15 protein-coding genes are annotated in these 21727 nt (G+C 71.5%); 7 read left to right on the top strand and 8 right to left on the bottom strand.

Annotation, left to right across the window (positions count from 1 at the left end):
- Nucleotides 1-101: 101 nt before the first annotated feature.
- Together ACGFYV_RS28905 and ACGFYV_RS28910 are read left to right on the top strand one after the other, a co-directional pair.
- A complete protein-coding gene (locus ACGFYV_RS28905; RefSeq protein ID WP_393881430.1) occupies nucleotides 102-1286 on the top strand; it encodes an ROK family protein in 1185 nt (394 codons plus the stop codon).
- 443 nt (nucleotides 1287-1729) lie between these two features.
- Entirely contained in the window at nucleotides 1730-4477 is a 2748-nt protein-coding gene (locus ACGFYV_RS28910) for a sugar-binding domain-containing protein (protein ID WP_393881431.1), read from the top strand.
- A gap of 89 nt (nucleotides 4478-4566) precedes the next feature.
- On the opposite strand, the gene ACGFYV_RS28915 is transcribed toward ACGFYV_RS28910, so the two are convergent.
- Together ACGFYV_RS28915 and ACGFYV_RS28920 are read right to left on the bottom strand one after the other, a co-directional pair.
- A complete protein-coding gene (locus ACGFYV_RS28915; protein ID WP_393881432.1) occupies nucleotides 4567-6018 on the bottom strand; it encodes a hydrolase in 1452 nt (483 codons plus the stop codon).
- A gap of 187 nt (nucleotides 6019-6205) precedes the next feature.
- On the bottom strand, nucleotides 6206-6982 hold the full coding sequence (locus ACGFYV_RS28920) for a GNAT family N-acetyltransferase (protein ID WP_393881433.1): 777 nt from the start codon (nucleotides 6980-6982) through the stop codon (nucleotides 6206-6208).
- A 132-nt stretch (nucleotides 6983-7114) separates the two neighbouring features.
- Between ACGFYV_RS28920 and ACGFYV_RS28925 the strand changes: the two genes are divergently transcribed.
- Nucleotides 7115-7597, top strand: a complete 483-nt coding sequence (locus ACGFYV_RS28925; protein WP_393881434.1) for a nucleoside deaminase — start codon at nucleotides 7115-7117, stop codon at nucleotides 7595-7597.
- Between the two features lie 241 nt (nucleotides 7598-7838).
- Here the strand turns inward: ACGFYV_RS28925 and ACGFYV_RS28930 are convergent, their stop codons facing one another.
- On the bottom strand, nucleotides 7839-8498 hold the full coding sequence (locus ACGFYV_RS28930; RefSeq protein WP_393881435.1) for a chaplin: 660 nt from the start codon (nucleotides 8496-8498) through the stop codon (nucleotides 7839-7841).
- 332 nt (nucleotides 8499-8830) lie between these two features.
- On the opposite strand from ACGFYV_RS28930, the gene ACGFYV_RS28935 reads away from it, so the two are divergent.
- Both ACGFYV_RS28935 and ACGFYV_RS28940 read left to right on the top strand, forming a co-directional pair.
- Nucleotides 8831-10507 carry an alpha/beta hydrolase gene (locus ACGFYV_RS28935; RefSeq protein ID WP_393881436.1) on the top strand — a complete coding sequence of 559 codons (1677 nt, stop codon included), beginning with the start codon at nucleotides 8831-8833 and terminating at the stop codon, nucleotides 10505-10507.
- Nucleotides 10508-10634: 127 nt separating this feature from the next.
- Nucleotides 10635-11153: a DUF4232 domain-containing protein gene (locus ACGFYV_RS28940; protein ID WP_393881437.1), complete on the top strand. Its 519-nt coding sequence runs from the start codon at nucleotides 10635-10637 to the stop codon at nucleotides 11151-11153.
- A gap of 72 nt (nucleotides 11154-11225) precedes the next feature.
- On the opposite strand, the gene asnB is transcribed toward ACGFYV_RS28940, so the two are convergent.
- Entirely contained in the window at nucleotides 11226-13067 is a 1842-nt protein-coding gene (gene asnB / locus ACGFYV_RS28945) for an asparagine synthase (glutamine-hydrolyzing) (RefSeq protein ID WP_393881438.1), read from the bottom strand.
- Between the two features lie 409 nt (nucleotides 13068-13476).
- Nucleotides 13477-14256, bottom strand: coding sequence for an alpha/beta fold hydrolase (locus ACGFYV_RS28950; protein ID WP_393881439.1), 780 nt, complete (start codon nucleotides 14254-14256; stop codon nucleotides 13477-13479).
- Nucleotides 14257-14427: 171 nt separating this feature from the next.
- On the opposite strand from ACGFYV_RS28950, the gene ACGFYV_RS28955 reads away from it, so the two are divergent.
- Nucleotides 14428-15453, top strand: coding sequence for a Gfo/Idh/MocA family protein (locus tag ACGFYV_RS28955; protein ID WP_393881440.1), 1026 nt, complete (start codon nucleotides 14428-14430; stop codon nucleotides 15451-15453).
- On the opposite strand, the gene ACGFYV_RS28960 is transcribed toward ACGFYV_RS28955, so the two are convergent.
- On the bottom strand, nucleotides 15443-17467 hold the full coding sequence (locus tag ACGFYV_RS28960; RefSeq protein WP_393881441.1) for a phosphocholine-specific phospholipase C: 2025 nt from the start codon (nucleotides 17465-17467) through the stop codon (nucleotides 15443-15445). The two genes, ACGFYV_RS28955 and ACGFYV_RS28960, sit on opposite strands and share 11 nt — an antisense overlap.
- A 149-nt stretch (nucleotides 17468-17616) precedes the next feature.
- Nucleotides 17617-18030 carry an SsgA family sporulation/cell division regulator gene (locus ACGFYV_RS28965; RefSeq protein ID WP_393881442.1) on the bottom strand — a complete coding sequence of 138 codons (414 nt, stop codon included), beginning with the start codon at nucleotides 18028-18030 and terminating at the stop codon, nucleotides 17617-17619.
- A gap of 349 nt (nucleotides 18031-18379) precedes the next feature.
- On the opposite strand from ACGFYV_RS28965, the gene ACGFYV_RS28970 reads away from it, so the two are divergent.
- The gene (locus ACGFYV_RS28970; RefSeq protein ID WP_393881443.1) at nucleotides 18380-19849 is read left to right on the top strand and encodes a PP2C family protein-serine/threonine phosphatase; all 1470 of its coding nucleotides are present in this window, start codon (nucleotides 18380-18382) and stop codon (nucleotides 19847-19849) included.
- A gap of 118 nt (nucleotides 19850-19967) precedes the next feature.
- On the opposite strand, the gene ACGFYV_RS28975 is transcribed toward ACGFYV_RS28970, so the two are convergent.
- Nucleotides 19968-21458 (bottom strand): hypothetical protein, encoded by a 1491-nt coding sequence (locus tag ACGFYV_RS28975; protein ID WP_393881444.1) that lies wholly within the window; start codon nucleotides 21456-21458, stop codon nucleotides 19968-19970.
- Between the last annotated feature and the right edge of the window lie 269 nt (nucleotides 21459-21727).

A 21727-nucleotide genomic window follows, 5' to 3' on the forward strand; every position in this document is an offset into this window, starting at 1 on the left:
TACGGGGCGGCGGCTCGCCCGGCCGGACCGACTGGGCGATAAAGTTAAGGAGCCTTACTAGAGGCGTCAAGTATGCGTCAGAAATGAACGAGAATGGTGCGATGCCCGCTGGTGACGCCATAGATCCGCAGGAGCGGCCCTGGAGCCGCCGGCACCTGCGCAGCTCCAACGAGCGGCTGCTCCTCGCCCGGCTGCGCGACCTCGGTGCCGCGTCGCGCGCCCAACTGGCCCGCGAGACCGGCCTGTCGAAGCCGACGGTGTCCAGCGCGCTGGCCTCGCTTGAGGCGGCCGGGCTGGTGCGCGAGGTGGGCACCCACGCCCCCGAGCGTGGACGCACCGCCGTGCTGTACGCGCCCGATCCGGCCGCCGGTCATGTGCTGGGCGTGGACATCGGGCGCGGGTGGCTGCGGGTCGCCGTGGTCGATCTGGACGGCACGGTGATCGCCCGCACCGACGTGCGCAACCGCGCCCGCGCCTCGGCCGCCCTGGCCGACCTGGTCGTGGGCACCGCCCGGCAGGTGATCGGCAATTCGGGCGTCGACCCGACGCAGGTGGTGCACGGAGTGGTCGGCACCCCGGGCGTGTACGACGAGAAGCAGCGCCGGGTGCGGTTCGCGATGCATCTGCCGGGCTGGGGCCGGGCCGGCCTGCTCGACCGGATGCGTGAGGAGCTGGGCGTGCCGCTGGAGGTGCACAACGACGCCAACCTGGCCGCGCTGGGCGAGTACACGTACGGCGTCGGCGCGGGCAGCCGGCTCTTCGCGTACATCATGATCGGCACCGGTCTCGGCATGGGAGTGGTCAGCGAGGGGCGGCTGTTCACGGGGGCGCACGGGCTGGCCGGCGAGATCGGCTTCCTGCCCTGGACCGGCCGGCAGAAGCCGGAGCGGCTGGAGGACGCGGTGTCCGGGGAGGCCGTGGTGGAGGCCGCCCGGCGCTTCGGGATGAGCGGGCAGCTCACCGCCAAGGCCGTGTTCGACGCGGCCCGGCAGGGCAGTTCGGCCGCGATGCGGGCGGTGGAGCTGGAGGGTGAGCGGATCGCGCACACCGTGGCGGCGACCGCCGCCGTGCTCGACCCGGACCTCGTGGTGCTCGGCGGCGGCGTGGGCCACAGCGTGGACCTGCTGCTGGGCCCGGTCCGTGAACACCTGCGCACGTTCACGCCGTTGCGGCCGAGGATCGCCCCGGGCCGGCTGGGCGAGGACGCGGTGCTCATGGGCGCGGTGGCCACGGCCCTGGGTACGGCCAGGGAACTGGTCTTCGAACGCCGGGCGGGCCTCGGCTGACGGCTTCACGGCCCGGCCGGCCGGCCGGCCGGAACGTGACGCCCGGCTGGCGGGCTTGAGCCTGACGACCGATTGACGGGCTTGAGGTGGACGGCCGGCCGGCGGGCTTGAGGTGGACGGCCGGCCGGCGGGCTTGAGGTGGACGGCCGACTGGCGGGCTTCGCGGCGGGGTGGCGGGGTGACGGGGTGACGGGGTGACGGGGTTGAGCCTGACGACCGGCTGACGGCCTTCGCGGGCGGCTGACGGGCTTGAACTTGACGACCCGACTGACGGGCGGAGGGACTTGAGCCTGACGACCGGCTGGCGGGCTTCGCGGGCGACTGACCGGTTCACGCCGGTCCCCTGGGGGCCGCGCGGCCGAGGTCGTTGACACGGTTCGTACGGCCCCCTACGTTGACCCGAGTTAGTAAAGTTTCCTAACTTTACGAAGCTGGAGACCAAGGTGTTCCCTCGTCCCGCCCCCGGACGCCGGCTCGCCACGGGCGCCGCGCTCCTCGGCCTGATCGGCGCCCTCACCACCACCGCCTGGGCGGTGCCCCGGCACCAGGGCCCTCACCCGGCGCCTGCCGTCCGGGCCAGGGTGACACACGTTCCGTCGGCCGCCGATTCCGCCACCCCGCTGGCGGGGTACACGATCCAGTCCTCGGCGAAGGTCACCGACTCGGCGGCGGCCGTCTCCTCCCCCGGCTATCCGGCGAAGGGCTGGTACCCGGCGGGCCCCCGATCCACCGTCCTGGCAGCCCTGTTGGCCGACGGCGTGTACGCAGACCCCTTCTTCTCCACCAACCTGGACAGGATCCCGCGGGCCGACTTCCAGGTTCCCTGGTGGTACCGCTCCGACTTCACCGTCGACGACTCCGCCCGGCGCACCCGCCTCGACTTCAGCGGTGTCGTCTCGGCGGCGGACGTCTACGTCAACGGCCACCAGGTGGCGAAGGCCGCCGACGTGACGGGCGTCTACCCGCGCCACGAGCTGGACGTCACCTCGCTGGTGAGGCCCGGCACCAACACGGTCGCCTTCCGGATCCAGCCCAACGAGCCCACCAAGAACCTCACCATGGGCTGGCTGGACTGGCTCCAGCCGCCGCCGGACCGGAACATGGGCCTCGTCCGTGACGTCCTGGTCCGCCGCGACGGCCCGGTGACCCTGCGGGACGCGCACGTGGTGACCCGGCTCGCCGTGCCGTCCCTCGCCACGGTCGACCTGACGGTCACGGCACAGGCCCGCAACGACAGCGACTCGGCGGTCACGGCCGAGGTCTCCGGCAGCGTGGCGGGGACGCGCTTCACCAGGTCCGTACCGCTCGCCGCGCACGAGACGAAGACCGTCACCTTCTCCCCCGCCGAGGTTCCCGGCCTGCGTCTGACCTCGCCGAAGGTGTGGTGGCCCGCCGGCATGGGCGAGCAGCCGCTGTACGGCCTCGACCTCACCGCCTCCGTCGCCGGCACCGCCTCGGACACCGCCCACGAGACCTTCGGCATCCGCGACGTCCAGGCGCCGCTGAACTCCGACGGCGCCCGCCAGTACCGGATCAACGGCCGCAAGCTGCTGATCAAGGGCGGCGGTTGGTCCCCGGACGAGTTCCTGCGCTGGGACCCCAGGTATGTGGAGGACCGGCTGAAGTACGCCCTCGACCTGGGCCTGAACACCATCCGCCTCGAAGGCCACCTGGAGCCGGACGAGTTCTTCGACACCGCCGACCGCCTCGGCGTGCTCACGTTGCCGGGCTGGGAGTGCTGCGACAAGTGGGAGGGGCAGGTCAACGGCAGCGAGGCCGGGGAGAAGTGGACGGCCGCCGACTACCCGGTCGCGAAGGCGTCCATGGCCGCCGAGGCCGCCCGGCTGCGCGGCCACCCGAGCGTGATCTCGTTCCTGATCGGCAGCGACTTCGCACCGGACGCCACGATCGAGAAGACCTACCTGGACGCCCTGAAGGCCGCCGACTGGCCGACCCCGGTGATCCCCGCCGCCTCCGACAAGTCCTCGCCCCAGCTGGGAAGTTCGGGCATGAAGATGACCGGCCCGTACGACTGGGTGCCGCCTGACTACTGGTACGCCAAGCGTGAGGGCGGCGCCACCGGATTCAACTCCGAGACCAGCGCGGGCCCCGACATCCCCACCCTCGACACGCTCCGCCGGATGATGACCCCCGCGGAACTCGACGCGCTCTGGAAGAACCCCTCCGCGAAGCAGTATCATCGCTCGCCGTCCGCCACGTTCGGCACCCTGAAGCTCTACAACGCCGCCCTCGCCGGGCGTTACGGCGCCCCGACCGGCCTCGCCGACTACGTCCGCAAGGCGCAACTGGCCCAGTACGAGGCCGTCCGCGCCCAGTACGAGGCCTACGGGCGCAACGCCACGGACGCGAGCAAGCCCGCCACCGGGGTGATCTACTGGATGTTCAACAGCGGCTGGACGTCCCTGCACTGGCAGTTGCTGGACCGCTATCTCGACCAGGGCGGCGCCTACTTCGGCGCCAAGAAGGCCAACGAGCCGCTGCACGTCCAGTACTCCTACGACAACCGGTCGGTCGTCGTCGTGAACAACCGGCACGCTTCGGCGGGCGGACTCACCGCGCGGGCCACGCTGTTCAACCCCGACGGCAGCCAGAAGTACGACACGTCCGTGCCCGGGGTGACGGTGGCCGGCGACGGCGCGCACGGCACCGTGCTCACCCTGCCCTCGACGGTCAGCGGTCTGTCGGCCACGCACCTGCTGCGGCTGACCCTGACGGACGCGGACGGCAGAGAGGTGAGCCGGAACGTGTACTGGCTCTCCACGAAACCCGACACGCTCGACTGGGCGAAGACGGACTGGTACTACACGCCGACGACCGGCTTCGCCGATCTCAAGGGGCTGTCCTCGATGGCGCGGGTGCCGGTGACGGCGACCGCCTCCACCGCCTCCACCGCCTCCACCGCCTCCACCGGCGGAACGTCGACCACGACGGTCACCCTGCGCAACACGGGCAGCGGCGCGACGCCGGCGCTCTTCACGGACGTGCACCTGGTCGACGCCCAGGGCAGGCCGGTGCTGCCCGTGCAGTGGTCGGACAACGAGGTCAGCCTGTGGCCGGACGAGGCCGTGACGCTGACCGCCACCTACCGGACCGCCGATCTGCACGGCTCGGCACCGGGTGTGCGGATCTCCGGATGGAACACTCCGGAGCGGACGGTCCCGGCCTCCTGAGCCGACGGGGACACAGCGGCGACGGGGGCACAGCAGCGACGGGGGCACAGCAGAAGGGGGCGGGCCCTGACGGCCCGCCCCCGTTCGCTTCAGGAGACGTCGAGCGCGGTGTCGTCCACGACGAACGACGTGGCGAGCTGGGTGCCCTCGGTGCCGGTGAACTTGATCGTGACCGTCTGGCCCGCGTAGCTCGCGAGGTTGAAGCTGCGCTTGGTGTAGCCGCCGGCCGCGTTCAGGTTCGAGTAGGTCGCGAGGGTCGACAGCACCGTTCCACTGCTGTCCACGACCTGCGCCTTCAGGGTGTCGTACGCCGTCGAGGTGGTGGTCTCGGCGGTGTCGACGTGGAGGTAGAAGCTCAGGGACGCGCTCGTGCAGCCGGCGGGGATGGTCACCGTCTGCGCGAGGGTGTCGGTGTGAGCCGTGCCGTAGCCGTTGAGCCAGGCCTTGTAGGAGCCGGCGTGGGCGGCCTCGCCGGTGTCGTTGGTGATGACACCGCTGGTGGCGGTCCAGGAGGTGGCGCCGGACTCGAAGCCGGGGTTGGCCAGCAGCTGGGCGGCGGTGCAGGTGCCGCCCCCGCCGCCCCCGCCACCCGTGGTGCCCGAACCGGCCAGCCAGGCGGTGGCGTTGAGGGCGAGGGCCGCGTTGGTGGCGCCGGTGTCGTTCCAGCCGTCGTACAGCGTGTTCCCGCTCTGGCCGGTGCCGTCGTCGATGGGCGAGCTGTCGCCCCAGTAGGCGACCCGGCCGCTGCCGAAGCTGCTGGTCAGGAAGAAGGCGCCGGTGTTGCCCGAGTAACCGGTGCGGTAGACAAGGCCCTTGACCGCGGGGTTGTCGGCAGGCTTGAGGGTGGCGGTGGTGCCGTTGGCGATCAGGCTCTTGCTGACGGTGCCGAACGAGCCGTGCAGGACGGGGTTCGTGCTGTCGCTGATGGCGGACGGGTAGTCCTTGGTGATGTTCAGCACGTCGATGGAGAAGCCGAACGGGTCGGTGGAGTCGACGCTGTTGTTCGTCATCAGGTCGTTGAGGATCTTGACCGAGTCGGAGCCGTCGTTGTTGCGGTCGGATCCGTTGTGGTCGGAGATCATGAACAGACCGCCGCCGTTCTTCACGAAGTTCATGATCGCCGTCTTCTCGGCGGCTGTGAACAGCGTGTTCGGCTCCGGCAGGACCAGCGTGTCGAAGTTCGAGAGGTCCGTCGAGGAGGAGCCGCCGTAGCTGAGGCTGGACCCCGTGGGCAGCGTCTTCAGGCTGTATTCGCCGGTCTTCTGGAGCGCCACGCCCCAGGAGGACAGGGCGCCGGTCCAGTCGGTCTCGGCGGACGGGGTGGCGTCCTGGCCGAGCGGGTCGGGCTGGCTGGTGGAGATGATCCAGTCGGCGTTGCCGGCCGTCTCCGCGTGGGCGTTGTCGAACAGGACGCGGTGTGGGGTGGCCGCGTGGGCGGGGGTGGCACTGGTGCCGAGCTGGACGGCCGCTCCGGTGAGCAGCAGCCCGAAACCGGCCAGGGCCGTGGTGAACCTGCGGCGGGATCTCCGGGATCCGAGCATCCGGCGAACCTCCCTGAGGGGTGGGGACAATCGGTGGGGGCGCCAAATCTGCGCGCGTAGAACCCGCTTGAGGTTTCTCCACGCGTCAACCGATTGAAAGGTACATGGCATGACTCCCCGATGAACAGAAAGTCCCGGCAATAACCGGAGGGAGCCACCACCCCGCGCGCCGCCGCCTGCGGGCCCGTCAGTCCCCGTACAGATACGGCGTCGTGGTGCTCAGCGCGTGCAGGCCCAGGCGGGCCAGGATCGGCCGGCTCATGGCCGAGGCGTCCACCTGGAGGTAGCGGTAACCGTGCTCGGCGGCCACCCGGGCGCGGTGGGCGACCAGGGCCCGGTAGATGCCCCGGCCGCGCCAGGACTCGACGATGCCGCCGCCCCACAGGCCGGCGAAGCGGGTGCCGGGGGTCAGCTCGATGCGGGCGGCGCCGACCGGTTCGTCACCGGCCAGTGCGAGCACGGCCACGGCGGCGCCGGGGTTCGCGGCGAGCTGGGCGAGCAGCTGGTGGCGCAGCCGGGTCCCGTCGGTGCCGAAGGCCTGGTCGTGCACGTCCACGACGAGGCCGATCCCGGCCGTGTCGGTGACCTGGACGAGGCTGACGCCCGTGGGCGGTCCGGTGTCCACGGCCAGCTGGGCGGTCTCCCCGATCATCAGGGTCTCCTCGGGCTCGGCCCGGAAGCCGGCGGCGGTGAGGCGGGCGCCGAGGTCGTGCGGCTCGTCATGGGCGTAGAGCTTCCACTCGAAGTCCCGGCCCAGGGCGGTGAAGTGGGCGATCTGCTCACCGATCGCGCGGTCCGCGTCCGCCGGGTCCAGACGGGACCACAGGACGCCGTTCCATCCTTGCGCGTCGGCCACCTGGCGCACCACGGCGCCGGTCCGCTCGATGCGCGCACCGGGTCCGTCGGGACGCGCGCCCTCGCGCATGTCCCGGTCGTAGAGGGCGAGAACCGTGGAGTGATCCATGGCCTCACTCCAGCATCCGCCTCCCGGCGGGGCAACGGGATTTCGGCTCGGTCGGCGTGGAAGTGCCCGGCCCGCTCCCGGTGCCCGTAGCCTGCACAGCCGGAGATCTTGCCGCGAGGAGGCCGGGAGTCGATGGTGAAGGACACTGAGCTGCGGTATCTGCGCCGCTGTGTGGATCTGGCCCGTGAGGCGCTGGAGGCGGGTGACGAACCCTTCGGGTCGGTGCTCGTCGCCGGTGACGGCACGGTGCTGGCCGAGGACCGCAACCGGGTGGCTTCCGGGGACCACACCCGGCATCCGGAGTTCGAGCTGGCCCGCTGGTCGGCCGCCCACATGTCGCCCGCGGAGCGCGCCGCGGCGACCGTCTACACCTCGGGCGAGCACTGCCCGATGTGCGCGGCCGCGCACGCCTGGGTGGGTCTCGGCCGCATCGTGTACGTCGCCTCTTCCGCACAACTCGCCGCCTGGCTGGGTGAGTTGGGTGTACCTCAGGCGCCGGTACGGGCGCTGCCGGTGAACGAGGTGGCCCCAGGCGTGAGCGTCGAGGGGCCGGTACCGGAACTGGTCGAGCAGGTGCGCCAACTGCACCGCAGGCGCCAGGGCGCCACGGACTGAACCGTACCGGCACCTCGGCGCCGCCAAATGCCGTGCCGGGTCAGCCGAGTTCGAGCGCGGAGACACAGAACACCCGCTGGCCACCGACCAGTCGGCGAGGGTGGCCTGCGTGACGACGAGGTCCTGGGGGCCGGTGACGTCGTCGGTGTGCTTCGCCGTTTTTGCGCTCGGTCCGGTCTTGCCGGCCGCGACGAAAAGCCCCACCGGGCCGGCGTCCGGTGGGGCTGTGCCGAGGGACGGGTCAGCGGGTGCGGCCCGGTCGGCAGCGCCGGTACAGGGTCGCGCCCGTCACGACCAGCGCGATGCTGCCGGCGACCGCGGGGGCCGTCAGGTCCGTTCCGGTGTGGGCGAGGGCGCCCACGGCCTGCTCCGGGACCGCGCGCGGTGCCGGGCGGGACTTGACGGGCGCCGCGGGCTTCGGCTTGGTCGGCGTCGACCTCGGCGGGGTCGTCACCGTCGGTGGCGTCGTCGGAGGCGGCGGGGTGGTGGTGGTGGTGGTGTGACCGCCGGTGTTGGACGAGTGGTTGCCGAAGACCGGGTTGGCCACTCCGACCACATCCACGCTGTTCCCGCTGATGTTCACCGGCAGGTGGACGGGGAGCTGGATCTCGTTGCCGGAGACCACGCCGGGCGAGTCCTTCGTACCCCCCTGCGCCGTGGCGCCGCCGGACGTCGAGGACGCACCCGCGCCCGCGTCGCCGCCGCCGTTCGTACACGTGTTGCCCATGGAGGGGTTGAGGAGTCCCACCACGTCAACCGTGTTGCCACACACGTTCACCGGCACGTGCACGGGGAGCTGCACGCTGTTGCCGGAGATCACACCGGGCGATCCGGCCGCTGAGCCGTCGGCGGAGGCACCATCACCGGCGAAGGCGGCGGACACCGGCATCGCCACGGCCATCGCCCCAGAGGCGGCGACAGCGAGGACACCGTATCGGGTAGCCCGTCTCATAGTTCCCTGCCTTCCAGAGTTCGTCGCGGGCACTCACCCGCACCACATAAAACGCTGGAGAACCATTCGAGTTATGGCTAAACGCACCTTCACTCTCATGAGTGGATCGATCATTCGAACTCCTTGTAAAGCGATCGATTTGCCGTTGATCAACACAGAGGGGGCGAAGGGTACGTCACGGCCCGTCCGTCCGCTCGCCGGGAGGCGTGCCCGACAGGGCCCGCCTATCGTGAGGAGGGCGTAGCCCGGGACCGCAGCGGGTGCGCCCCGGGAGGCGATCGATGCTGGCCAAGCTGTCCTCACGGCCCGCCCTGCGACGCGGCGCGGGTGCGGGGGTCCTCACGCTGGCGCTGCTCGGGGCCGGGCTGCCCACGGCCGCCGCCGCCCGGTCCGAGCCCGACCTGTCGCGGTTCTACCGGCAGAAGGCGGTGTGGGCGGCCTGCAAGGGCCCGGACATGCCCCGGGACCTCCAGTGCGGGAAGGTGACCGTCCCGCTCGACTACGCGCGTCCCGCCGACGGCACGCTGGACCTGGCTCTGGCCCGCTACCGGGCGACGGGGCCGTCCCGCGGATCGGTGCTGCTGAACTTCGGCGGACCGGGCGTCCCGGGCGTCGGTCAGCTCGCCGCCGGCGGCAAGGACTTCATGGACCTGACCAACGGCTACGACGTGGTCACGTTCGATCCGCGCGGCGTGGGCCGCTCCTCGCCGGTCAGTTGCGGACAGGGCGAGGCGCTCCCGCCGGCCGTGACCGACGAGCAGAGCGACATCGACCGTCCGCAGGTTCTGCTCAAGCAGCTGCGGCAGTCCGCCGAGGAGTGTGCCAAGAGCTCCGGCCCGGTCCTGAAGCACATGGGGACGGTCGACGCGGCACGCGACCTGGACGTCATACGCCAGGCCCTCGGCGACAAGAAGCTCAACTACCTGGGCTTCTCGTACGGGACCCGGCTCGGCGCTGTGTACGCGGCGCAGTTCCCGCACAAGGTCGGCCGGATGACCCTGGACGGCGTGGACACCCTCACCGAGTCGCTGGCCGAGCAGGGGGCGGCGACCGCCGAGGGGCAGCAGACGGCGCTGGACGACTTCCTGGACTGGTGCGCGACGGACATCGCCTGTCCGTTCGGGCAGGACCGGCGCATGGCCGACGCCCAGGTGACGCGGCTCGTGCGCTCGCTCGACGAGAACCCGGTGCCGACGGACTTCGGCGGCGTGTTCAACGGCCAGGACCTGGTGGGCGCCATCGGGCAGGCCCTCTACAGCAAGGACCTGTGGCCCTCTCTGCAGCGGGCGCTGTCCTCCCTCGTCGAGGACGGGGACACCCGGGCGGTGCTGAACTTCGCCGCCGGCGGGATCGGCCTCCCGCCGCGGGCCGAGCGGCCCGGCCCGACGAAACCCGCCCCGAAAAAGCCCGGCCCGAAGAAACCCGGCCCCAAGAAACCCGGCCCGAAGAACGGCGGACTGGTCGACGCCCAGAACATCCCCGCGGACAACCTCTCGGCCGCACTGCTGGCGATCAACTGCGCGGACGACCCCGACCGTCCGAGCGCCGCCCGGATCACCAAGGACCTGGGGACCCTGCGGGCCGTGTACGACGAGGCGTCACCGGTGTTCGGCCGCTACCGGCTCACCCAGCTGCTGATGTGCTACGGCCGCCCCAAGGGCACGGACTTCATCCGCGACCGGGTCAAGGACGTCCCCTCGGCGAGCATCCTGCTCGTGGGCACACGAGGCGATCCCGCGACGCCGTACCGCTGGACCGTGGAGACGGCCCGGCGGCTCGGCCCGGCGGCCGTCGTGCTCGACAACAAGGGCGACGGACACACCGGCTACGCCTCGTCCAAGTGCGTGCACCGCAAGGTCGACGACTTCCTGCTGTACGGCGACCTGCCCGCGAGCGGCAGTTCGTGCCCGGCGGACCGCAACGGCTGGCGTTCCACCGCGGACGGCTCCGGCTCGTGACAGGCCGGGCGCAAACGGGTGACAGCGCCGATTTCGGCACAACCTTCCGGTCGTCCCCGGCGTCACACGGGGCAGGTGTGCCTCGGCCCACCGGACCCGAACCCGACCGCGACAGGGGGAATCCACCATGCTCGTCCGTGCCGCACTCGCCGTACCTGTCGTCTGCGCCGCGGCCCTGCTGGTCACCGCGCCGCAGAGCCAGGCCTCCTCGGTACGGGCCGCGCCCGCCCGCTGCGCGGAGAAGGTGCTGGCCGTGGACGCGAGGGCCGTGCCCGCCGACCCGTCGGTGATCCGTTTCGGCGTCACCAATCAGGGGACGCGCGCCTGTGTCGTCGACCGGGTGCCCACGATCACCTTCGGTGGCCTGGACGGGGCCGCGCTGCCGGTGCCGGACGCAGGCAGCGGTACCTACCGGCTCGGGGCGGGCGTGACGGCGTACGCGGCCGTCCGTACCATCGTCGATCCGGCGGACCCCGAGACCCGCCGGACGGGCACGCTCACCGTGGCGGCGTCCGCGTCCCACTGGGGCCGCACCTTCACCGCCGCACGGCTCGGCACCGGACGGGACATCCGGGTGTGGGAGCCGGTGACGACGTGGTGGCAGCCCACGGCGGCACGGGCGGACCGGGCCATCGGCCTCGGCTGAAGACCGGCCCCGGACCGCAGGCCCCGCCACACACCACGGTTCAGGGTCGGCCCCGGAGCCAGGTCACACGCCTCAGCTCACGGTCAGCTCCGGGGAGTACAGGTCCAGCCACACGGCGAGGTCCAGGGTGCGTTCCAGGCCGCGACGGGCTGCCTGGGTGCCGGCTGGTGCCTCGCGTTCGGCGATCGCCCGGACCTTCTCGCGGTCCACCAGCTCGAAGACGCGGTGGGAGGGCCGGGCGACGAGGTCCTGGACCTGATCCCGCAGGGCGCTGGCGTACTGCGGGTCCTGTGTGGACGGGTACGGGCTCTTCACCCGCTGGTAGACCGAGCGCGGCAGCAGGTCCGCGGTGGCCTCCCGCAGCAGGCTCTTCTCGCGGCCGTCGAAGGACTTCAGCGACCAGGGCGTGTTGTACACGTACTCCACGAGCCGGTGGTCGCAGAACGGCACCCGGACCTCCAGGCCGACGGCCATGCTCATGCGGTCCTTGCGGTCGAGCAGGGCGCGGACGAAACGCGTCAGGTGCAGGTGGGACATCTGCCGCATGCGGTACTCGAAGTCGCTCTCGCCGTCCAGGCGCCGGATGCCGGCGACGGCCGTGCGGTAGCCGTCGGCGACGTATCCCCCGAGGTCCAGTGCCTTCGTCAGGTCGGGGCGCAGGATGCCCGCGTCGTCGCCGAAGGCGCGGCCGAGACTCACCAGCCAGGGGAAGGTGTCGGCGCCGCGGGCGTCCTCGTCGAAGAACTGCTGGTAGCCGCCGAAGACCTCGTCCGCGGACTCACCGGACAGGGCGACGGTGGACTCGTCGCGGATGGCACGGAAGAGCAGCAGGAGCGAGGCGTCCATGTCGCCGAACCCGGCCGGCAGGTCGCGGGCGCGGATCACCTTCGCGCGGACCTCGGGGGCGGCGAGGGACTGGGCGTCCAGGATGATGTCCTGGTGTGCGGTTCCGGCGAGCCGGGCCACGTCGTGCACGAACGGGGTGTCGGGCGTGGCGCGCAGTTCGTCGGCGACGAAGTTGGCGGTCTGGCCGACGAAGTCGACGGAGAAGCTGCGCACCTTCTCACCCTCTGCGGCGAGCTGCCGGGCGGCGAGTGCCGTCATGGCGGAGGAGTCGAGGCCGCCGGAGAGCAGCGTGCAGCGCGGGACGTCGGCGATGAGCTGGCGGCGCACGATGTCGTCGAGGAGCGTGCGCACGGTGGCGATGGTGGTGTCCCGGTCGTCGAGGTGCGGGCGGGTCTCCAGCTGCCAGTAGACGCGGGTGGTGATCCCCTCGCGGTCGACGGTGACGACCGTGCCGGGTTCGACCTCGCGCATGCCGTCCCAGATCGCGTGGCCGGGCGTCTTGATCAGCGTGAACAGCTCGCGCAGGCCGTCCAGGGCGACGCGGGGGCGGACCATCGGGTGGGCGAGGATCGCCTTGGGCTCGGAACCGAACAGGACGCCGTCGGGAGTCGGGGAATAGTAGAGCGGCTTGATGCCCATACGGTCGCGGATCATCACGAGCCGCTGGTGGCGGGCGTCCCAGACGGCGAAGGCGTACATGCCGTTGATCCGCTCGGCGACGGCGTCGCCCCATTCGAGGTAGCCGTGCAGGACGACCTCGGTGTCGGAGTCGGTGATGAACCGGTGGCCGCGGTCCGCGAGTTCACGGCGCAGTTCGGTGAAGTTGTACGCCTCCCCGGAATAGACCAGGGCGACGTCTCCCTGCGGTGTGCCGACCGACATCGGCTGACGGCCGCCGGGGAGGTCGATGATGGCGAGCCGGCGGTGTCCGAGGGCGGCGGGGCCCTGCGTCCAGGTGCCGCGGTCGTCCGGGCCGCGACAGGCCATCGTCTCGGTCATCGCATCCAGTACAGCGGCCTCGGTGCCGAGGTCGCGGTCGAAGGAGACCCATCCAGTAATGCCGCACATGCGCTATCTCCTGCCTCCGGCCCGCAGTCCCCCCCCGCTCACCTGCGCCTTTCCAGGGTGGGCGGGGATGGCTGTCAAACCGGTTGTATTGAGCACCTATAGAACGAGCCTCCGTCAGGCAGGCGCCGCGGTCAACGCGGGCGTCGCCCGTCCGGCTCCCCGCCCCGACGGTTTCGGCCAGGTTTTGCCCGTACGAGATCCGGGGACGGCCGCAACGCCGGGCCAGGGGCACCGGTAATCGGCCGCGGGCAAAAACTTCCCCAAGCGACCTGCCGACGCGGCCTTCACCGCACGGCCTTCACGGTGCGGACTTCATCGCACGGCCTTCATAGTGCGGCCCTCACGGGCGGACTTCACGGCACGGCCTTCACCGCATGGAACGCAGCCATGCCGCGACCGAGTGCCGCGGTCAGGACGCCCTGGTCAGGAACCGGTCCAGCGTCTCGGTCAGTTCGGCCGGCTTCTCGACCGGCAGCTCGTGCCCGGCGTCGATGATGCGGACCTCCGCGTCCGGGTAGGCCTTGGCCATCCGGAGCATCTGCCGCACCGGCAGCTGGATGTCGTCGTAGCCGTGCACCATCAGGGTGGGCGTGCGGATCTCGCCGACACGGTCGAGGACGTCGAAGGCGCGCATGGCGCCGTACAGCGTCATGACGACCTCGCGCGAGGTCTGCGCCGAGTCGCGGATGTGCCGCCGGATCTCCTCGCGCGGGTATCCGGGCTTGAACGCCCGCCGGATGTTGGTGGCGACGAACAGCTTGAACGGGACCAGGGTGGAGGCCGCCATGAGCAGGCCCCGGCCCCGGCTGTACGTCATCCGGGCGATCGAGTCGACCAGCACCATCCGCTCCACCCGGTCGGGGTGGGCGAGGGTGATGGTCTGGGAGATCATTCCGCCCATGGAGTGGCCGACCAGGACGAAGCGCTCGATCTCCAGGTGGTCGAGGAGGGTGAGGACGTCGCTCGCCAGCTCCGCGATCGTTCGTACGCCGGCCCCGGTGCTCTCCCCGTGCCCGCGCAGGTCCAGCCGGATCACCCGGCGCCGCTCGGCGAAGTGCGTCATCTGGTGGTCCCAGCGGTGCCGGTTCGCGGTCCAGCCGTGGACGAACACCACCGGCACGTCCGCCGCGTCGCGCGGGCCCTCATCGTCGTACGTCAGTGCGGCGCCGTCGACGTCGAGCTGCGGCATGGGGGCCTCCTGGGCGGGTGCGGCGGGGTTTGGTTACCGACCGGTACGGTAATGGGCGGGGACGCGGTCCGTCACCGGGGCCGACCGGGGATTTCTCACCGGCGCCCGGTCTTTGACCCCCTGCGTACGCTACGGCCTGTCCACCGGCGGAGGCAGAGAGGGAGCACGTGCATGGGTGACCTGCTGGGTGTGGCCGTACTGGGTGCGGGACACATGGGAGCCGACCACATAAGGCGCCTTGAGAAGGTGGTGAGTGGTGCCAGGGTGGCGGCCGTAGCCGATCCCGATGTCGGGCGGGCGAAGGCGGCCGTGGCCGGACTGGACGGGGTCGGCGTCCACGCGGACCCGGTGGCCGCGCTCGACGCACCCGGCGTGGCGGCCGTGCTGATCGCCTCCCCCGGCCCCGCGCACGAGGAGGCACTGCTCGCGGCCTTCGAGCGCGGTCTGCCCGTGCTGTGCGAGAAACCCATGGTGCCGGACCCCACCGGCGCGCTGAGGATCGTGGAGGCGGAGGCCGGACTCGGCCGCCGGCTGGCGCAGATCGGCTTCATGCGCCGCTACGACACGGAGTACCGGCGTCTGAAGTCCCTGCTGGACGGGGGCGGCCTGGGCCGTCCTCTGATGCTGCACTGCACCCACCGCAACGTCTCCTCCCCGCCCGGCTTCACCAGCGCCATGCTGATCGACAGCTCCGTCTCGCACGAGATCGACGCCGCCCGCTGGCTGCTCGGACAGGAGCTGACGGCGGTCACCGTGCTGCGGCCGGCGTCCTCGTCCGGCGCGCCGGACGGCCTGGCCGACCCGCAGTTCGTGGTGTTCGAGACGGAGCGCGGGGCCCTCGTCGACGTGGAGGTCTTCGTCAACAGCGGCTTCGGCTACCAGGTGCGCTGCGAGGCGGTGTGCGAGGCGGGCAGCGCCCGGATCGGCGAACAGCACACCATGGTGGTCACGACCCGGGGCGGCGCGGCCGAGGAGGTGGCCCAGGACTATCTGGTGCGCTTCGCCGACGCCTACGACCGCGAGGTGCAGGCCTGGGTGGACGCCACCCGGCGTGGCGAGGTGACCGGCCCGAGCGCGTGGGACGGCTATGCCGCCTCGGTCGTCGCCGAGGCGGGGGTCCGGGCGCTGGAGACCGGCGGCCGGACGGCCGTCGACCTGGCCCCGCGCCCGGACCTGTACGCCGAGATCAGCCGCTGACGCTCGCGGCGCCGGTCTCCAGGTGGCCGGTGAACCGGCGCGACCAGGTCGCGTCGGAGTCGACGGTCACCGTGAAGTCGTACCAGCCGTTCTGGTAGGCGACGGCGTTGAAGAAGTCCTCCGTCGAGGCGCCCGCGGCGACGGTGTAGGTCCAGGGGCCGTCGCCGCGGTAGTGGTTGGAAGTGATGGTGAACTTCACCGGCGAGGGGCCCGAGTTGGTCATCTTGAAGTAGACGGCCGGTTTGCCGGTGCCGGGCTCGACCGCGTAACGGGGGCGCACCTCGGCCGACTTGCCCGCCTTGGTCGCGTCGCCCTGGAAGCGGCACAGGAACCGGTTGGGGCCGACCATCGTCACGTCGTACTTGCCGGCGCCGAAGCCCGTGCCGATGTTGAAGGAGTCGGTGGCGGTGCCGCCCGCGTCCACGGTGTACTGCCAGGGCGTGGTGTCGCGGTAGGCGTTGGGGTGCAGGGAGAAGTGGGCGGCCCGGGTGGCGGGGGCGCCCTGGTTGGTCATGGTGAACCAGGCCAGGATCTTCCCGGCCGCCCCGAACTCCAGGTGGTCCAGGTAGCCGCCCGGCTGGTACGGCAGCGCGCGGGCCGGGCGGGTGCCCGCCTCCTGGGCGGGCAGGGCGTTGTTCGTCGGCACCGGGTTGGGCAGCGGCCCGCAGGTGCTGAGGCCGATGACACTGGTCGCGGGCAGCGCGACCGGGCCGTGGACGGGGTTGGCGAAGTCGAAGACGCCGGTCAGGTCGCCGCTCACCTTGCGCCGCCAGTCGCTGATGTTGGGGCAGGCGACGGGCTTGCCGAGGGCCGTGGTCCAGGTCTCCAGGAACCGCAGGACCGAGGTGTGCTCGAAGACCTCCGAGGACACCCAGCCGCCGCGCGTCCAGGGCGAGACGACGATCATCGGGACACGGAACCCGAAGCCGTACGGCACCCCGCCCAGGAACTCGCCGGCGGTCCCGGCGGGCGGCGCCGGCGGCGGGACGTGGTCGAAGAAGCCGTCGTTCTCGTCGTAGTTGAGGAACAGGACGGTCGAGTCGAACACGGCGCTGTCGGCGGCCAGGGCCTGGTAGACGAGGCTGACGAAGTGGGCGCCGTCGCCGGGCGGGGCGTACGGGTGCTCGGAGAAGGCCTGGTTGGGCACGATCCAGGAGACCTGCGGGAGGGTGCCCGCGACGACGTCCGCCTTGATGGCGGCGGCGATGTCGTCCGGGTTCGAGCCGGTGACCTTCGGGACGGAGGACATGCCCCGGTCGTACAGCGGGTCGCCGGGCTTGGCGTTCGCGAAGTTCTTGAAGTAGGCGCAGCCGTTGTCGCCGTAGTTGTCGGCGGCGTTCTGGTAGACCTTCCAGCTGACCCCGGCGGCCTGGAGCGCCTCCGCGTAGGTCTGCCAGGTCAGGCCGGACTCGTCGCCGCCGTCGTAGCTGGTGGAGTCGACCTTGCCGCTCCACAGGAAGGTGCGGTTGGGGCCGGTCGCGCTCAGCGTGGAGCAGAAGTAGGCGTCGCAGATCGTGTAGTTGTCGGCGAGCGCGTAGTGGAAGGGGATGTCGGAGCGGTCCAGGTAGCCGAGCGAGCGGACGTTCCCGACGCCCGCCACCCAGTTGTCCAGGCGCCCCTTGTTCCACGCGGAGTGCTGCGAGGACCAGGAGTGCGGCAGGTCGCCGTTGCACTGCGCGAGGGTCTCGCCGTCCTTGCCGCCCGCCGCGGGCGTCGCGCTGAGCTTCCAGGGGTACTGCCGGCCCGTGCCGTTCGGCTGGTTGAAGACCGAGTTCGCGGCGCCGAGCGTGATGCCGCTGCGGTCGTCGAAACCGCGCACACCTTTGAGACGGCCGAAGTAGTGGTCGAAGCTGCGGTTCTCCTGCATGAGGATCACCACGTGCTGCACGTCCTTGATCGTGCCGGTCGTCGCGGTCCCGGCCGCGGCCGCGGTCCGTGAGCCGGCGCCCAGCGCCAGGCCCGCCGCCACGGAAGCGCCGAGTCCCACGAAGCCTCGTCGGCTGATCGGTGTCATTCGCCCCGTCCTCGTCAGCGGAGTGCCCCTGCGGCACACCGCGGGTCAGGGTGCCCGCGGCGATCGTCAGAGGCCATACCCTTGCGGGAGGCGAAAGTGAACAATATTCAAATACGGCGGCCGTCGGCCCCGTTGGTCCCGTCGGGACCTCAGACGCCGCCGAACAGGGCATCGAGCCCCCGCTCGACGACCCCGGCGACGTCCTCCTGGCCCGCGGCGACCACGGCGTAGGTGCGCAGCAGGAAGCGGCGCAGGGCGGAGGTCGGGAACTGGAGCATCGCGAGGCCGTGCGGCGAGTGGAACTCCACTACCGTCCGGGTGCGGCCGTGCGGCCAGATCTGTACGTCCCCGCGCCCGGCCGGGGCGCGCATCCCCTGGTCCAGCAGCGAGCGCGCGAAGGTCCAGGTGACGTCGCCGCCCTCCAGGGTGGCCTCGGGCGGGAAGTCCACGAAGACGGCCAGTGGATCGTCCGCGGTGTACCGCAGGACGGCCGACACCGGGACCTCCCGGTCCTCGGCGGTGATCAGACGGGCCTGTGCGGATTGCTCGACGAAGGTGTCCATGTCTTTAAGGAGGCGGAAGCGGCGGTTCCCAGGGCGTCGGATCCGGACAGAATTGGCGCGTATCGACCGGCAGGCATCACCAGGGAACACATGCACGTCGAACACGTGCTTGAGTTTCCTCACGGAATATGCGAGGGTCCGTCAACTCCCGTAGATCTTCTACGACTTACGCCCCCCAACACCTAGGCGAAACGTCCGGACAGAGCACGCCCGGGAGCCTCTGGCATATGCCCAAAGCACCACCGTATCGTGTGTTGCCAAATCCCTTACGGGGCGTCGCGGGCTGTGCGACAGTCGTAACCGGTCCCTCCGTCCCCGTGGCCGTACCGTTCCCCCATCGGAGTACGTCATGCCGTCCCCTGTCTCCGCGGACCGCCCAGCCGCCCAGCCGCCCGGACGCGGCTCGGTCGAGGCGCTGATAACGCAGGCGCGCAGGCTCAAGGGGGACGTGGACGCGGTACGACGGGACGCGCGGAGCGACGATTCGGACCCCGAGGAACGCTGGCAGCGGGCGCTGTACGACCTCGCGCTACACCAACTCAACGACCTGGACGCCCACTTGGCGCAGCTGAGGGACGGCCTGGAGCCCATGCGGACGGAGCCCACCGGTTCCACCGCGCTCTCCGAGCCGGCCGCGTACGCCGAGGTCCCCCTCGCACGGCCCGAGCGCGCGGCACCTGCGTCCGGCTCGCTGCTCAGCCGGGTCGGGAGTGCGGAGTGGGACCTGCTCACCGACGAGGCGAGTTGGTCCGGGGAGCTGTACCAGATCCTGGGCCTCGATCCGGCCGCGCCCGCGCTCACCCTCGACGAACTCCCGGCCCTGGTCCTCGACGAGGACCGGCGCACACTCACCTCGATGGTCACGGACTGCCTGGTGGACGCCAAGCCGATCGACGGCGAGTTCCGTGTCGTGCGGCCCGACGGCTCCGTGCGGACCGTGCACATGATGGGCGAACCCGTGCTGGGCGCCGACGGCGGCACCGTCTCGATGTGGGCGGTGCTGCGTGACGTCAGCGAGCTGCGCCGGCACCGGCGGACGGTGCACGAGTCCCGTGACTCCTTGCGGTACCACCGCAAGCAGGCGCAGCAGACCGAGCACCGGCTCGCGGTCGAGCTGCAGGAAGCCGTGCTGCCGCCATGGCGCGGCTCCCTGCGCCTCCCGCGCCGGGGACCCCAGACCCTCGATCTGGCCGCCCACTACCTGCCCCCGGCGGCCGTCCCGCCGATCGGCGGCGACTGGTACGACGCCCTCGAACTGTCCGACGGTGCCACGCTGCTGACCGTCGGCGACCTCACCGGGCAGGGCGTGACCGTCGCTTCGGGCATGGCGATGCTGCTGGGCGCCGCACGCGGTATGGCGATGGCCGGCACCGAACCCGGTCAACTCCTCTCCATGCTCAACCAGTTACTCGACGCCGCCGTCCAGCCCGCCCTGTGCAGCACCGTCTGCTGCCAGTACCGGCCCGAGACCCGCACACTGGTCTGGGCGCAGGCAGGACACCCCGCCCCTCTGCTGTATCGCAACGGGACGGGGCGTGTCCTGAGCGCACCCGACGGGATCCTGCTCGGCGCCACCTCGGGTGCCGTCTACGGGCAGGCCGAAGTGACCCTGGAGCCCGGCGACCTGCTCCTGCTGCACACCGACGGCCTGGTGCCGGCACACGACCGGAGCACGGCAGGGGACCGCCTGCTCGACCTCGCCCCGCGTTTCGGCGAGGCGCGCACCGCGCAGGACTGCGTCCGGACGGTGGTCGAGGAGTTCGGCGGAGCCGAGCGTGTGGACGACGCCTGTGTACTCGTCGCCAAGGTCACCGCGTGAACTGACCTGAGCCGAAAGGGCCACCGAGTGGATCAGCGAGTGGGCTGGACTTCCGAAGTCCGGCCCTCTTGCCGGTGGTCACCGGTGGAACACGTGGCGCACATGGCGCACAGGCCTTCTATGCCTGTGCGCTGTCGTCACTCTTCCTCGTCCTCGGCAGGGCGAGCTTGATCTCCTCCCGCAGTTCCTGGATCTTCGGGTAGCCGGCGTGCTCCGCGGTGAGCCGGTACATCTGCCGCAGCCGGTCCCAGGTACGACGGGACGAGTTGGACCCCATCGACATCAGCGCGAGCCGTGCGTAGCGGTCCGCCTGCTCGGGGTCGTCGGCGATGAAGCAGGCCGAGGCCATGGACAGATGGTCGAAGATCTTCGACCGCTCCCGCCCGTCGACACGCAGGGACAGGGCCTTCTCCGCGTAGTACTGGGCGTGGGCCGCCGCCGTCGGATCGAACTCGGCGAGGGTGCGGTAGGCGAGCGCCTGCATGCCGTACAGATCCTCGTCCTTGAAGGTCTGCATCCAGCCCGGCGTCTCGATGTCCTCGCGGTCGGAGACGAAGAGGTCCTCCGCGTGCCCGAGGGTGCGGCGCATCGCCTGGCCCTTGCCCATGGACGCCTGCGCCCAGGCCTCGATGGTGTGGAACATCGCCTTCGTCCGCGGCTGGAGGCGTTCCCCCGAACCGGTCTGGGCGAGCTTCATCAGGTCCAGCGCGTCGTCGGGCCGGCCGAGGTGCACCATCTGCCGGGCCGCCCTCGACAGGGCTTCACCGGCGCGTGGCCGGTCACCGCCCTCCCGGGCGGCGTGGGCCGCGATGACGAAGTACTTCTGGGCCGTGGGCTCCAGGCCGACGTCGTGCGACATCCAGCCCGCGAGGACGGCGAGGTTGGCGGCGACGCCCCACAGGCGCCGCTGGAGATGGAGTGGGTGGCGGTAGGCGAGCATGCCGCCCACCTCGTTGAGCTGGCCCACGACCGCCTTGCGCTGGAGCCCGCCGCCGCGGGCCGCGTCCCAGGCGCGGAACACCTCGACCGAGCGCTCCAGTTCCTCGATCTCCTGCGACCCGATGGGGGCGGCCTCGTAGCGGTCGAACCCGGCGGGGTCGGCGTGCAGGGGATCGCCGACGACAGGGGCGTCGGCCTTCAGGGTCGGGTCGGTGTGCAACCAGTCGTGCATGGCGCTGCTGAGTGTGGATCCCGCGGCGAGCGCGGCGCCCGCACCCACCAAGCCGCGTCGGTTGAGCATGAGGTCCATTCCCGTGAATTCGGTGAGGACCGCGGCGGTCCGCTCGGGCGCCCACGGCACTCCTTCGGGATGTTCCGCATTCCCGTCGCGCTGCCGTTTCCCCGTGCGCCCGTGTCGTCCCAGACCGAGGTCCTCGATGGTCACGACACGGCCGAGACGCTCGGTGAACAGAGCCGCCAATACCCGTGGCACGGGATCGCGCGGGATCTCTCCCATGTCGATCCAACGCCGCACCCGCGAGGTGTCGGTCGACAGCTGGGGGTGGCCCATGGCCGCCGCCTGCTTGTTGACCAGCCTCGCGAGCTCACCCTTCGACCAGCCGGCCAGGCCGAACAGGTCGCAGAGGCGGGTGTTGGGTTGTCCGCTCACGTCAAGCCCCCAGGTTCTCGGCTGAGTTGACACTAGCCCCGTGAAGGTTGCCGGGCGACTATTCGCCACGGTTCGCCAGGGTGCGCCAGATGGTGTGCCAGTGACCACCGGGTGTCAGGTAGGAACGAGCCACCCCGGCCCGGGGGGCCCCGGGGGCCCCCCCCCCGGGGGCCCCGGGGGGGGGGGGGGGGGGGGGGGGGGCCGGGGCGCCCCCCCCCGCGGGGGGGGGGGGGGGCGCGCCCGGGGGGCCCCGGGCGGCCCCACCCCCG

Origin of the sequence: Streptomyces sp. NPDC048297 (genome assembly GCF_043201585.1) — a bacterium.
Classification (GTDB): Bacteria; Actinomycetota; Actinomycetes; order Streptomycetales; family Streptomycetaceae; genus Streptomyces.